This is a genomic window from Pantoea sp. MHSD4 (genome assembly GCF_021043305.1).
Classification (GTDB): Bacteria; Pseudomonadota; Gammaproteobacteria; order Enterobacterales; family Enterobacteriaceae; genus Pantoea; species Pantoea eucalypti.
On the sequence record NZ_JAJNDH010000007.1, the window covers coordinates 36147 to 50590 of the forward strand.

General features: G+C 53.9%; 11 protein-coding genes. 7 read left to right on the plus strand and 4 right to left on the minus strand.

Annotation, left to right across the window (positions count from 1 at the left end; translation table 11 throughout):
- Window positions 1-13: 13 nt before the first annotated feature.
- The 3 genes from pstB (at window position 14) to LQK91_RS18555 (ending at window position 2885) form a co-directional block, all read left to right on the plus strand.
- The gene (gene pstB, locus LQK91_RS18545; protein WP_003849550.1) at window positions 14-787 is read left to right on the plus strand and encodes a phosphate ABC transporter ATP-binding protein PstB; all 774 of its coding nucleotides are present in this window, start codon (window positions 14-16) and stop codon (window positions 785-787) included.
- Window positions 788-804: 17 nt separating this feature from the next.
- Entirely contained in the window at window positions 805-1539 is a 735-nt protein-coding gene (gene phoU, locus LQK91_RS18550) for a phosphate signaling complex protein PhoU (RefSeq protein ID WP_003849553.1), read from the plus strand.
- A 104-nt stretch (window positions 1540-1643) separates the two neighbouring features.
- Complete coding sequence (locus LQK91_RS18555; protein ID WP_003849555.1) at window positions 1644-2885, plus strand: MFS transporter; 1242 nt, start codon at window positions 1644-1646, stop codon at window positions 2883-2885.
- Between the two features lie 1216 nt (window positions 2886-4101).
- Here the strand turns inward: LQK91_RS18555 and LQK91_RS18560 are convergent.
- The 3 genes from LQK91_RS18560 to xylA form a co-directional block, all read right to left on the minus strand.
- Window positions 4102-4587 carry a hypothetical protein gene (locus LQK91_RS18560; RefSeq protein WP_008926378.1) on the minus strand — a complete coding sequence of 162 codons (486 nt, stop codon included), beginning with the start codon at window positions 4585-4587 and terminating at the stop codon, window positions 4102-4104.
- 539 nt (window positions 4588-5126) lie between these two features.
- Complete coding sequence (xylB, locus tag LQK91_RS18565) at window positions 5127-6569, minus strand: xylulokinase (protein WP_003849566.1); 1443 nt, start codon at window positions 6567-6569, stop codon at window positions 5127-5129.
- A gap of 17 nt (window positions 6570-6586) precedes the next feature.
- Entirely contained in the window at window positions 6587-7909 is a 1323-nt protein-coding gene (gene xylA, locus LQK91_RS18570) for a xylose isomerase (RefSeq protein WP_003849568.1), read from the minus strand.
- A 344-nt stretch (window positions 7910-8253) separates the two neighbouring features.
- On the opposite strand from xylA, the gene xylF reads away from it, so the two are divergent.
- The 4 genes from xylF (at window position 8254) to xylR (ending at window position 13244) form a co-directional block, all read left to right on the plus strand.
- Window positions 8254-9246, plus strand: a complete 993-nt coding sequence (gene xylF / locus LQK91_RS18575; RefSeq protein WP_003849571.1) for a D-xylose ABC transporter substrate-binding protein — start codon at window positions 8254-8256, stop codon at window positions 9244-9246.
- 28 nt (window positions 9247-9274) lie between these two features.
- The gene (locus LQK91_RS18580) at window positions 9275-10795 is read left to right on the plus strand and encodes a xylose ABC transporter ATP-binding protein (RefSeq protein WP_105099988.1); all 1521 of its coding nucleotides are present in this window, start codon (window positions 9275-9277) and stop codon (window positions 10793-10795) included.
- Entirely contained in the window at window positions 10788-11972 is a 1185-nt protein-coding gene (gene xylH, locus LQK91_RS18585) for a xylose ABC transporter permease XylH (RefSeq protein ID WP_003849574.1), read from the plus strand. The genes LQK91_RS18580 and xylH overlap by 8 nt, the downstream gene beginning before the upstream one ends.
- Before the next feature lie 93 nt (window positions 11973-12065).
- A complete protein-coding gene (gene xylR, locus LQK91_RS18590; protein ID WP_003849577.1) occupies window positions 12066-13244 on the plus strand; it encodes a D-xylose utilization transcriptional activator XylR in 1179 nt (392 codons plus the stop codon).
- Between the two features lie 58 nt (window positions 13245-13302).
- Here the strand turns inward: xylR and LQK91_RS18595 are convergent, their stop codons facing one another.
- Window positions 13303-14436: an ROK family protein gene (locus LQK91_RS18595; protein WP_105099989.1), complete on the minus strand. Its 1134-nt coding sequence runs from the start codon at window positions 14434-14436 to the stop codon at window positions 13303-13305.
- Window positions 14437-14444 lie beyond the last annotated feature (8 nt).

Sequence of the window (14444 nt, forward strand, 5' to 3'; positions counted from 1 at the left end):
AGAGAGATGAATTATGAGTATCGCGACAGCATCAGCCGATAAAATTCAGGTCCGTAATCTGAACTTCTATTACGGCAAGTTTCATGCGCTGAAGAACATCAATCTGGATATCGCTAAGAATGAGGTGACCGCGTTTATCGGGCCCTCGGGCTGTGGTAAGTCTACCCTGCTGCGTACCTTCAATAAGATGTACTCACTCTATCCGGAGCAGCGGGCCGAAGGGGACATTCTGCTGGATGGCGAAAATATTCTGGCGACACAGCAGGATATCGCGCTGCTGCGCGCCCGCGTCGGCATGGTGTTTCAGAAGCCGACACCGTTCCCGATGTCGATCTATGACAACATCGCTTTCGGCGTGCGTCTGTTTGAAAAGCTGTCACGTGCCGATATGGATGAGCGCGTACAGTGGGCGCTGACCAAAGCGGCGCTGTGGAATGAAACCAAAGACAAGCTGCATCAGAGCGGTTACAGTCTTTCCGGCGGCCAGCAGCAGCGTCTGTGTATTGCCCGCGGCATCGCGATTCGTCCGGAAGTCCTGCTACTGGATGAACCCTGCTCCGCGCTGGACCCCATCTCCACCGGCCGTATCGAGGAGCTGATCACCGAGCTGAAGCAGGATTACACTGTGGTGATCGTGACGCACAACATGCAGCAGGCAGCACGCTGCTCTGACCATACCGCTTTCATGTACCTGGGCGAACTGATTGAGTTCAGCGACACCGACACGCTGTTCACCAAGCCCGCGCAGAAGCAAACCGAAGACTACATTACTGGCCGCTACGGCTGATCTGACAGGAGAACGACATGGATAATCTGAATCTGAATAAGCACATCTCCGGTCAGTTCAATGCCGAACTGGAGCATATCCGTACCCAGGTGATGATCATGGGCGGCATGGTCGAGCAGCAGCTGACTGATGCTATTACCGCGATGCATAATCTGGATGGCGAACTGGCGCAGCGGGTGATCGACGGCGACCAGAAGGTCAACATGATGGAAGTGGAGATTGATGAAGCCTGCGTGCGCATCATCGCCAAACGTCAGCCAACCGCGATCGATTTGCGTCTGGTGATGGCGATCATCAAAACGATCTCCGAGCTGGAGCGCATTGGCGATGTGGCGGAGAAGATCAGCCGCACGGCGCTGGAGAAGTTTGGTCAACAGCATCTTCCGCTGCTGGTGAGCCTTGAGTCGCTGGGACGTCACACCGTGCAGATGCTGCATGATGTGCTCGACGCCTTTGCACGTATGGATCTCAATGAAGCGATTACCATCTACCGCGAAGATAAGAAGGTGGATAAAGAGTATGAAGGCATTGTTCGTCAGCTGATGACCTACATGATGGAAGATCCGCGCACGATTCCCAGCGTGCTGACGGCACTGTTCTGCGCCCGCGCCATTGAGCGCATCGGTGATCGTTGCCAGAACATCTGCGAAATCATCTTCTATTTCGTCAAAGGTCAGGATTTTCGTCATGTGGGCGGGGATCGGCTCGATGAATTACTGTCGGGTGACGATGGCAGCAACAAACCTTCCTGATACACCTTATCCCTGTGCCAGACAGGCGCAGGGATAAGCCTTTCTGATTGGTCACCTCCTGAACTCTCTTTATAATTGCGGCACTTTACTCTCTGAGGTGCGCAATGATGTCTCCTTCTCCCCAATCAAAACCGGGCGTAACGCCGGGCAAAGCGATGCTGGCTGCGGTCAGCGGTTATGCCATGGATGGATTTGACCTGCTGATACTCGGGTTTATGCTGCCGGCTATCAGTGTTTCGCTGGCGCTCAATCCATCACAGGCAGGATCGCTGGTGACCTGGACGCTGATCGGCGCGGTCATCGGTGGCATCGTCTTTGGTCATCTCAGCGACCGTTATGGTCGCATCCGCATGCTGACCGTCACGATTCTGGTCTTCTCTATCTTTACCGGCCTGTGCGCGGTGGCGCAGGGCTACTGGGATCTGCTCGCCTGGCGAACGCTGGCAGGTGTGGGGCTGGGCGGCGAGTTTGGGATCGGTATGGCGCTGATTGCCGAAGCCTGGCCTGCGGAGAAGCGTAATCGTGCCTCAGCCTGGGTCGGTATCGGCTGGCAGCTGGGCGTGCTGATGGCGGCCTTTATCACGCCACCGCTACTGAATATTATCGGCTGGCGTGGCATGTTCCTGGTTGGTTTGTTGCCTGCGCTGGTCTCGTTCGCCATTCGTCGCGGGATGGGAGAACCTGAGGCGTATCAGCGACAGGTTAAACATGTGCCGTCACTCTCGTTTCCGGCACGCCTGAAGCTGCTGGTCCGCGATCGCGCTACCGCTAAAGCCAGCCTGGGCATTTTTATCCTCTGCTCCGTCCAGAATTTTGGCTACTACGGGCTGATGATCTGGATGCCGAGCTACCTCTCCTCCAGCTTTGGTTTCAGCCTGACAAAATCGGGCCTCTGGACCGCCGTGACCGTCGTCGGCATGACCTTTGGCATCTGGCTGTTTGGCGTGCTGGCCGATCGCTTTGCACGCTGGAAAATTTTCCTGCTCTATCAGTTTGGCGCTGTCGTGATGGTGGTGGTCTATGCGCAGCTGCGTGACCCGAACATCATGCTCTTTACCGGCGCCATCATGGGAATGTTTGTTAACGGCATGATTGGCGGCTATGGGGCGCTGATTTCAGATACCTTCCCGCCACAGGTACGTGCCACCGCGCAGAACGTCCTGTTCAACCTTGGGCGTGGCGTAGGCGGTTTTGGTCCGGTCGTGATTGGCCTGCTGGCGAGCCAGTTCTCGTTCACAGCGGCGATTACCCTGCTGGCGCTGATTTATCTGCTGGATATTGTGGCAACGCTGTTCCTGCTGCCGAAGAAACAGAGTCAGGAAGATACGCTGGGGGCCATTGGCTGATGCTCACCTGAAGCAGGAGCTGTGACTGTCATCTCAGCTATTCGGGTTCAGCAACAGGATTCACAATCGTCATCTCAGTAGATGATCAGCAAGATGAGAAAAAAATCCGCACTCTATTTCAGGATAGAGTGCGGTTGATAACATATATCAAGCGGATACAGAGGGATTTATTCAGAGAGCTTACACACTCAATTAATCTCACTGGCAATAAAATTGTCAGATTCCGATGAGATCAATTTTTGATCAGATTAATTTCTTTCTGGGTCTTGTCGCTTTTTTTAACACCAAATTTGCTTCTGACTTAACGGATTTTATATCAGACTTACTGGCACAGAATGGACATGCCATCACACCCGTATAGCTTATCCTGGCTACGCTAAGTGCCTGATTGATAGTATAGCAACTTCCTATAAACGCCCGCCTTGTCTCTGAAGGCAGCTGCGGACAATCCATCCGATGCAGCAGCAATCCTCCGGTTGAATGATCGCTGACGTAGAATTTCATGGCCTTATACATGCCATATCCTTTTGCTGTGTGTAACAAACGAAAATTTAAAAATGCGCTTTTTAAGGTTAGCCATAACCTGTAAAAGCAGCGTCTGAATCCATGTGAAATTAATATGATTGCGGTTTTCACATTAGCTCGTTTGCGTTAAATAAATTTAGCATTTAATTTTAAAGTTAAAAAACATTTTTATTTGGGCTAAATAAATACCTTGTACAGATAAATCTTTTTTTGCTTTAGAATCTAAGAAGGATAGTTCTGCTAAGTTACTGATTTATTGTTTCGTAAACACTAGTCCGTTTCATAAAACATTACGATGAGTAAGAATAAGGGCATAGAAAAAAAGCCATAAGAACCTGAGTTAAAAGAGTTCTTATTTTATACGCACTGAGGTTTGATTCAATAATTGTGATCTTAAATCGAAAATAAGATCAAAATATTTGATCAATATAACTTTGCCTGAGCCTGTAAATGTTACATTAAGGGTATGATTGATAAGCGTTATTATTACCTGTGGCAGTAAATCATTAAACAATTTTATCCAGGTCTTTTTTTTATCGTCAGATGAGCGTGGGTAATATCGTCATGCAGGGTGTGGATGTAATGCGCCGTTACCGCACAGCGTAATACCAAAAAAAAGCCGCAGGCGGAGTAATCTGCTTGCGGCATAAGTCAGCGACTTGCTTCAGGTACTTTATTCTGTTGTCAGGGGCTACTCACTCTGCCAGTGAAAGGGGGAATGTTGCACCGCAACAACCTGCAGGCCATTCTTTATCTTCACCACCCGTTGTGGACCCAATATCTGCTGGGGCTCAGGGTTTTTATTCAGCATCACCCTAGCATGTGTGATGCCAGATCTTTCAGCTAGCTGGCACGTATGGCCTGCTATCGCAGGCCTCTTCTTTGCTTTGGCCGCAGTCCTTTGAACCAGGGTGGTAGCTGGCTTCGTGAAAGATTTGATACTTCCTTCTTCTATTGCGTCAGCCTGACCATTATTGGGTTGTTTCAGGCATACCAGACATCGGCCAACTTCGTGGTGATGCTGTAAAGCTACGGTCATTGCCTGCAGCGCTGTATAAAGGGTGCCAATAAATGTCCGATCGTCGAGAGACTTCGGAATTAAATTACACCCTTCCCGATGTAACAACGTTCCGCTCTCATAATGATTGCTGATGTAGTATTTCATTGCTTTTAACATGCTAATTCCTTAAGCATTACTGGACCTGAATATATCAGGTGAAAGATAATGATATTGATTCTTATTATTATAGTTTCTATTGTCGGGCAGATAATGATTGCATAACTCGCCTGGAACTAAATGCGCGCGCCCAAAAAATCGTTTTAATTTGCGTTAAGGTATTTAACCGGTTTAACCCGCGCAATCTGAATCAACGCTGAATTTCACGTTACGTAAAACAGAAGCATTTTAGTGTAGCAGCGAAATAAGCTGGCAGTTAGCTGAGATACACTTTTCTGGTGTTGACTGATTAAGCGTCAGTGCAAAGAATAGTGGGGCAAGGTGGTAAACAGTATCCGCCTGCTTCGCACACCGGCAGACAACATCGCCAGCCTGGCTTATCGGCATACGCCAGCATTAAACCTTATTATCGACGGGGGCCATTAATTGATACTGCGCCAGGAGACGCGTTAATACGGCAGCGGCTGAACAGTAAGAGGCAGTAGCAATAAGGAAGGATGCCAGGCCAAACGGTTGCTAAACCGGGCATCCTGGACGGATTACTTCATGAGCGGCAGAAGTTGCTGATACAGAATTGAAAAGGTCTCCCGACGTGACTGGTAATGTACCCTTTTGTCCGGATCCGGTTGATGCCGCTGCACCAGAGTCGGCGTCGGGACGGTGACTTCCGGATTCAGCGCCTGCTGCGCCAGCCTTGCGGCGCCCAGAGCCGGACCCACTTCACCTCCGTGGCAATAGTCCAGCGTCTGGCCACTGATATCCGCCAGCATCTGACGCCACAGGGTGCTGCGTGCGCCGCCGCCGATCAACATAATACTCTTTGGCTGCACGCCACACTCATGCAGCACATCCATGCCCTGCGCCAGAGCAAATCCCACCCCTTCCAGCACCGATCGTGCCAGCTCAGGCCGGCCATGCTGGTGGGTAAAGCCAAAGAAGGCGCCCAGTGCATTCGGGTTGTTATGCGGCGTACGCTCACCGGAAAGATAGGGCAAAAACCATAACCCGGGTACGTCATCGCGTGCGCGCTCCGCTTCAGCCAGCAGCTCAGGAACATCTTTGCATCCGGTCAGCGTTGCTGCCCAGTCCAGACAGGAGGCTGCGCTGAGCATCACCGACATCAGATGCCAGCGCTGCGGTAACGCATGGCAGAAGCTGTGTACCGCGCGCGCCGGATTGCTGAGATAGCCGTCGCTTACCACAAAGTAGACGCCCGATGTCCCCAGCGACAGCATTCCCTGACCGGGTTCGGTCATGCCGACACCTATCGCACCTGCAGCATTGTCGCCACCGCCCGCAGCCAGCGGCACCGCGTTCATCTTCCACCGTGTTGCCAGTTCAGCATGCAGAGTGCCCGTCAGGGCATTGCCTTCATAGAGCGTCGGCATCTGCTCCCGGCAGAGATCGCAGGCGTGCAGCATCACATCGCTCCAGTCACGCTGCGCCACATCCAGCCACATTGTCCCTGCGGCATCGGACATATCAGTGGCGAAGTCGCCACTTAATCGCCAGCGCAGATAATCTTTGGGCAACAGCACGTGAGCAATCTGACTGAAGATGGCCGGTTCATGCTGCTGCACCCACAGCAGCTTGGGAGCTGTGAAGCCGGGCATCATCAGGTTGCCGGTGATAGCCCGTGAATCCGGCACCTTCCGTTCCAGCTCACGACACTGCGCCTCGCTGCGTCCGTCATTCCAGAGCATGGCCGGACGTAATACCTGGTTAGCGCTGTCGAGCAGCGTGGCACCATGCATCTGTCCGCTCAGCCCGATGGCCTGCACTGCACGCAGGTCCTGCTTCGCGCTCAGCGCCTGCATAGCCAGCTCCAGCGCCTGCCACCAGCTTTCGGGATCCTGTTCACTCCACAAGGGCTGTGGACGCGAAACCTGCAGGGGCGACGTTTCTGTCGCCACCACGTTGCCCTGTGCATCCATCAGCACCACTTTGACGCCAGAGGTGCCTAAATCGATCCCGATAAACATGCTCTGCTCCTGAAGGGTTAGAAATCAAACAGGTAGTGATTCACCAGATTTTCCAGCTGCTCCTGACGTCCGCTCTGATGCTGCGGATTGAGTTGCTGCTGCTGAGCATGCGCCGCCAGTGCCTCCAGTGAAAACTCACCTTTCAAAATTTGCTGACCGAACTCACCATTCCAGCCGCTGTAGCGCTGTGCCACACGCTTATCAAGTTCACCATCGCTGATCATGCGAGCCGCCACTTTCAGCGCCAGCGCCATGGTATCCATCGCGCCAATATGACCGTAGAAGAGATCATATTTATCGGTGCTCTGACGACGCACTTTGGCATCAAAGTTTAAGCCGCCAGTGGTAAAGCCGCCCGCTTTAAGGATCTCATACATCACCAGTGCATTCTCTTCCACGCTGACCGGGAACTGATCGGTATCCCAGCCGCACTGCGGATCGCCGCGGTTGGCATCGACTGAACCAAAAATACCCAGCGCAATAGCGGTAGCGATTTCATGATGGAAAGAGTGGCCCGCCAGCGTGGCGTGGTTGGCCTCCACGTTAACCTTGATCTCTTTCTCCAGGCCGAACTGTTTCAGGAAGCCATACACCGTCGCGACATCATAATCATACTGATGCTTAGTCGGCTCCTGCGGTTTCGGTTCAATCAGCAGCGTGCCCTGGAAGCCAATTTTATGTTTGTGTTCGACCACCATTTGCATAAAGCGGCCAATCTGCTCGCGCTCCTGGCGCAGATCGGTATTCAGCAGCGTTTCATAGCCTTCCCGTCCGCCCCACAACACATAGTTTTCGCCGCCCAGGGTTTTGGTCGCCTGCATAGCACTGCAGACCTGCGTCGCGGCCCAGGCAAAGACTTCCGGATCGGGATTAGTGGCAGCGCCAGCCCCGTATCGCGGATGGGTAAAGCAGTTGGCCGTGCCCCACAACAGTTTCACGCCAGTCTCTTGCTGTTTCTCCAGCAGTTTATCGGTCATAGCGGCAAAGTTTTCTTTGTAGCTGTGCAGCGAATCACCTTCAGGTGAGACATCAACGTCATGGAAGCAGTACCACGGCACATTCAGTTTATGGAAAAACTCAAAGGCCACATCCGCCTTTAGTTTTGCCTGCTGTAGCGCATCCCCGCTTTTCTGCCATGGGCGATCAAAAGCCCCCACGCCAAACATATCTGCACCATTCCAGCAGAAGGTGTGCCAGTAACAGGCAGCAAAGCGCAGATGCTCCGCCATGGTCTTGCCGAGGATGACCTCATCGGGATTGTAGTGGCGGAAAGCAAGAGGATGCGTCGACTGGGTGCCTTCATAACGAACCCGATCGATCTGATCGAAATAAGCGTGCATGGTGTGCTCCTTAGCATCAGTACCCGAATGGTCTGCGTTGAAGCAATATTCAATAGGGGCTGTGGCTTCAGCTCAATTACGATATTTCATAACGGGCATCAGATAATTATTATTTGTGCGCTGTCTCGCAAAATAATGTTATTAACGGGATGATTTAACCTGTTCACTCTCTTGTCTTAAAAAGATGAAACCTCGATCGCGCTCATAAAAAATGAAATAAACCAAAAAACGTAATAGCCGGATAAAAATCAGTAATTGCTGTAACCGGAGAAGAAGGGCAACAATTCATCCGCCTGGTTTATAGGCCTGAAACGACAATAGCCTCAACCTACAGGATGATCACAATGAAGATGAAACATGCACTGCTCGCCGCCTGCGCGGCGCTGGCGCTGTTCAGCCAGACCAGCGTGGCAAAAGAAGTGAAGATCGGCATGGCGATTGACGATTTGCGCCTTGAGCGCTGGCAGAAAGACCGCAATATTTTCGTTAAACAGGCGGAAACACTGGGTGCTAAGGTGTTTGTTCAGTCAGCCAACGGCAACGAAGAGACACAGATGTCGCAGATTGAAAATATGATCAATCGCGGTGTCGATGTGCTGGTGATTATTCCCTACAACGGTCAGGTATTGAGTAACGTTGTCGCTGAAGCGAAACGGGAAGGCATTAAAGTGCTGGCCTATGACCGAATGATAAATAATGCCGATATCGATTTTTATATCTCTTTCGATAATGAAAAAGTGGGCGAGTTGCAGGCCGAAAGCATTGTGAAACAGGTGCCTAAGGGCAACTATTTTTTAATGGGCGGTTCGCCAGTGGATAATAACGCCCGCCTGTTCCGTGCCGGACAGATGAAAGTGTTAAAACCTTATATTGATAACGGCAGCATTAAAATTGTCGGCGATCAGTGGGTCGATGCCTGGCTGCCGGAAAACGCCCTGAAAATTATGGAAAATGCCCTGACCGCCAACAGTAACCACATTGATGCGGTCGTTGCCTCAAATGATGCCACCGCAGGCGGTGCCATTCAGGCCCTTAGCGCGCAGGGGCTGGCCGGAAAAGTGGCGATCTCCGGACAGGATGCCGATCTGGCCGCGATTAAACGTATCAAAGCGGGTACGCAGACCATGACGGTTTACAAACCGATCACGGAGCTGGCCACCGAAGCGGCGAAAATAGCCGTCGAACTGGGTGAGGGCAAAACACCCGCCAGCAACAGCACGCTGAACAATGGCCTGAAAGATGTGCCGTCACGGCTGCTGAAGCCGATTCCGGTTAACAAAGACAATATCGAAAGCACCGTGGTGAAAGACGGTTTCCACAAACAGAGCGAACTCTGACCGCGCATAGCGTGAGGGAGAACAGTCGATGCTGCTGGAAATGAAAAACATCACCAAACGTTTCGGTGCTGTTAAGGCGCTGAATGATGTCAGCCTGCAACTTGAGGCGGGTGAAGTGATGTCGTTGTGCGGTGAGAATGGATCGGGCAAATCGACGCTGATGAAAATCCTGTGCGGACTCTATCCGCACGGCGATTTTGATGGACAGATTCACTTCTCTGGCGACGACATTCAGGCACAGACCATTCGCGATACCGAACGTAAAGGCATTGTGATTATCCATCAGGAGCTGGCGCTGGTGCGGCAACTGAGGGTGATGGAGAACATCTTCCTCGGCGCCGAACTGAGTCGTTTCGGCATGGTGGATGATGAAACCATGACCCTGCGCTGCCAGCAACTGCTGGCGCGGGTCGGGCTGAACGTCTCGCCTGCAACCCGCGTGGGCGAGTTAGGCCTGGGTCAGCAGCAGCTGGTGGAGATTGCCCGCGCCCTTAACAAACAGGTCCGGCTGCTGATTCTGGATGAGCCGACCTCTTCTCTGACGGAGCAGGAGACGGATGTGCTGCTGAGCATCATTCGTAATCTGCGTGAACACGGTATCGCCTGCATCTACATCTCGCACAAGCTGAACGAGGTCAAGGCGATCTCCGACACCATCTGCGTAATCCGTGACGGCCAGCATATTGCCACCCGTCCTGCGGCAGGCCTGAGCGAAGATGACATCATCACCATGATGGTCGGACGCGAGCTGACCGCGCTCTATCCCCATGCGCCGCATCAGATTGGCGATGTGATACTCAAAGTGGACAATCTCACCGCCTGGCATCCGGTTAACCGCCACATCCGCCGCGTCAACAACGTCTCGTTCACACTCAGACGCGGTGAAATCCTTGGCATTGCCGGGCTGGTCGGCGCAGGCAGGACTGAAACGGTGCAGTGCCTGTTTGGTGTCTGGCCTGGGCGCTGGCAGGGTGATATCTGGATCAACGACAAACAGGTCAACATCACTGATTGCCGTGCCGCGATTGCGCACGGCATTGCGATGGTGCCGGAAGATCGCAAAAAGGATGGCATCGTGCCGCTGATGGCGGTGGGCAAAAATATTACCCTGGCGGCACTGGATCAGTTCAGTCACCGACTCTCGACGCTGGATGAAGCGCAGGAGCAGCAAGCGATCAACGACGCGATCAGTCGGCTGCGCGTAAAAACCTCCTCATCGGAACTGCCGATTGGCCGTTTAAGCGGCGGCAACCAGCAGAAAGCGATTCTGGCGAAGTGCCTGCTGCTCAATCCAAAAATCCTGATCCTGGATGAACCGACACGCGGCATTGATGTGGGTGCCCGTCAGGAGATCTACCTGCTGATCAATGCGCTGGTTCAGCAGGGTATCGCGGTGATTGTGATTTCCTCTGAGCTGCCGGAAGTACTGGGCCTGAGCGATCGGGTTCTGGTGATGCATGAAGGGCAGATCAAAGCCGATTTGATTAACGATAATCTGACTCAGGAGCAGGTGATGGAAGCTGCCCTGCGGAGTGAACATTATGCTTAAAAGTGAAAGTACCCAAAGCCGCCTCTCAGGTACGCCGGGCAAACCGTCACCGGGCAGGTTCACGCTGCCCAACCTGCAGGTTCTGGTGATGCTGGGCGCGATTGTGCTGATTGCGCTGTTCTTTACCTGGACTACCGACGGCTCGTGGCTCAGTGCGCGTAACGTCTCCAACCTGCTGCGACAGACCGCTATCACCGGCATTCTGGCGGTCGGCATGGTGTTCGTGATTATCTCGGCGGAGATCGACCTGTCAGTGGGTTCTATGATGGGTCTGCTGGGCGGCGCGGCGGCAATCTTTGACGTCTGGCTCGGCTGGCCGCTGCCGCTGACCATCGTGGTCACACTGGTGATGGGACTGCTGCTCGGCACCTGGAATGGCTGGTGGGTGGCGTATCGCAAAGTGCCGTCGTTTATTGTGACACTGGCGGGGATGCTGGCGTTCCGCGGTATTCTGGTCGGCATTACCGATGGCACCACCGTTGCGCCGATTACACCGGGCATGTCGCAGATTGGACAGAGTTATCTGCCGGGCGGTGTCGGTTTCGGCTTTGGTGTTGCAGGTCTGGCGCTGTTTACACTCTGGCAATGGCGGCTGCGGCTGCGTCGTCAGCAACTCGGCCTGCCACAGGGCGCAGCAAGCGGCACCGTGGGGCGTCAGGCGATCACGGCTATCTTAGTGCTGGGTGCCATCTGGTTACTCAATGATTATCGTGGCGTACCTACGCCGGTGTTGTTGCTGGCTGTGCTGCTGCTGGCGGGCATGTTTATGGCAACCCGCACCGCATTCGGCCGTCGTATCTACGCTATCGGCGGCAACATAGATGCAGCCCGCCTCTCTGGCATTAACGTGGCGCGCACCAAGCTGGCGGTGTTTGCCATCAACGGTGTGATGGTGGCGATTGCCGGGCTGATCCTCAGCTCGCGGCTGGGTGCAGGCTCACCATCGGCGGGTAATATTGCGGAACTCGACGCGATTGCCGCCTGCGTCATTGGCGGCACCAGCCTGGCGGGCGGCGTGGGGTCGGTTGCGGGCGCGGTCATGGGGGCCTTTATCATGGCCTCGCTGGATAACGGCATGAGCATGATGGATGTGCCGACTTTCTGGCAGTACATCGTCAAAGGCGCGATTCTGCTGCTGGCGGTGTGGATGGATACCGCAACGCGGCGTCGGGTGTAATCGCGCGGGCGATCACATTGTGGCGCAAACAATTTTTTTGCCCCTTTCAGCCGTGTTATGCAATGCGCTAAGGATTTAAGGGAACGCGCCATCATGCATGATAAACGTTATCGCATTACGCTGTTGTTTAACGCCAATAAAGTGTATGACCGTCAGGTGGTTGAGGGCGTCGGTGAGTATTTACAGGCGTCGCAGACAGACTGGGATATCTTCATCGAAGAAGATTTTCGCTGCCGCATCGACAACATCCGTGAGTGGCTGGGTGATGGGGTGATCGCCGATTACGACGATCGCTCTATCGAAGCTCTGCTGTCGAATGTCTCTGTCCCCATTGTCGGCGTGGGTGGCTCTTATCATCGCCAGGAAGATTATCCTCCGGTGCATTACATCGCCACTGACAACGCCGCGCTGGTGGAGAAAGCTTTTCTGCATCTGAAAGAGAAGGGCATCAACCGCTTTGCCTTTTATGGTTTACCGGCCTCCAGTGGCAAGCGCTGGGCGCAGGAGCGGGAACAGGCATTTCGTCAGCTGGTAGGGCGTGAGCGTTACCAGGGCGTGGTCTATCAGGGCATGGAGACCGCGCCGGAAAACTGGCAGCACGCGCAGAACCGGCTCGCCGACTGGCTGCAGACACTGCCGCCGCAAACCGGCATTATCGCCGTGACTGACTCCCGGGCGCGACATCTGCTGCAAGCCTGTGAACACCTGAAAATACCTGTACCGGAAAAGTTAACGGTGATCGGGATTGATAATGAGGAGCTGACCCGCTATCTGTCACGCGTCGCGCTCTCGTCCGTGGCGCAGGGTTCACGGCAGATGGGTTATCAGGCGGCCAAACTGCTGCACCGGTTGCTGGATAATCAGCCTCTGCCCCTTCAGCGCATTCTGGTGCCGCCGGTGAAAGTCATCGCAAGGCGCTCAACCGACTTCCGCTCACTGCGCGATCCGGCGGTGATTCAGGCAATGCACTACATCCGCTTTAACGCCTGTAAGGGCATTAAGGTGGAACAGGTGCTGGATGCGGTCGGGCTGTCGCGATCTAATCTGGAAAAACGCTTTCGTGATGAGACCGGCGACACCATTCATGCCATGATTCATCGCGAAAAACTGGAAAAAGCGCGCGAACTGCTGGCTTCTTCATCGCTTAACATCAATGAGATCTCCCAGATGTGCGGTTACCCTTCGCTGCAATATTTCTATTCGGTATTCCGTAAAAGCTACGACACCACCCCAAAAGAGTATCGCCAGCATTTTGGGGAGAATGTGTTGTAGCAGGAAAGGGTGAGTCTGGCGGGAATGGATATCGGGTAAAAAAGCACGGGCCACGCCACTAAAACATCCGCTGCTCACTCTCCTCCAGCACCGCCAGTGCCAGCCCGTTAGCCGGGTCAATCCGGTTCTCCGGGAAGTGCAGCTGAGTATGCGCGGCGGTAAAAGCCAGCGCGTTACCGTGTGCGGTATCGCGTACCGCCTTACAGAAGCGCTCACTGGCGTTCCACGGACAATCAATGATGATTGTGGCGGGATTGAGCAGCAGCATAATCTGACTCAGTGCCGCACCCAGATAGCCACCTGCCAGCGCCATCACCTCATCCACCACTCGTGGCGCGCTGTCGCGGTTCTGCCAGCTCAGCCCAGGCTGACGCTGTGCCAGCTGTTGTTTAATCGCAGGCTGACTGACCAGCGCTTCAAGGCAACCCCGACGACCACAACTGCAACGCGGCCCTTCGGGCTGGACAACCAGATGGCCGGCCTCGCCCGCCGTCCAGCTGTGGCCGGTAAAGACTTCGCCATGCTGTACCAGTGCGCCGCCAATCCCCTCTGAAATACGCAGATAAAAATGGCTGCTCTCCACCGATAATCCACGCTGATCAACAGCCAGCAGCGCGGCGGCTTTAACATTGTTCATAATGCGAATCGGCAGACGAACGTGCTTGCGTAGCGCGCTCAGCAGGTCAACATCCTGCCATTCAAGCGGCAATGAAATGTGCATCCAGCCGCGTCGCGGATCAACGATGCCGGGAAAGCCCAGGCCAATGCCGAGCAAATCGGGATAGTGCTCAGTCAGTTCACGGCACAGCATGGCCAGCTCAGCCAGCAGGCGGGTCGGATTACTGGTATCAGTACGTAGTGTCGCTTCAGCCAGTACCTGGGAAAAATAGTCGCAGACCCGCCAGTGGACCACGTTGCGTTCCACCATAATGCCTGCGCTCTTAAGTTTTTCTGGCCTGAGGGTAATCCCGATTTTAGGCCGTCCGGCGGCCGCCACGCTGACCGGGCCCAGCTCTTCGATCAGGCCTTGTTCAAGCAGGTCATCAATGATTAATGAGACGGTATTTTTGCTGAGTGTCAGCACCTCCGCCAGATCCTGACGCGACGTCACGCGCAGCTTACGCAGCTGACTCATCACCCGTTTCTGGTTATTCAGTCTCAGTAGTGCAGGGCCTTTGCCATTCGTTTTCATCACGGGTT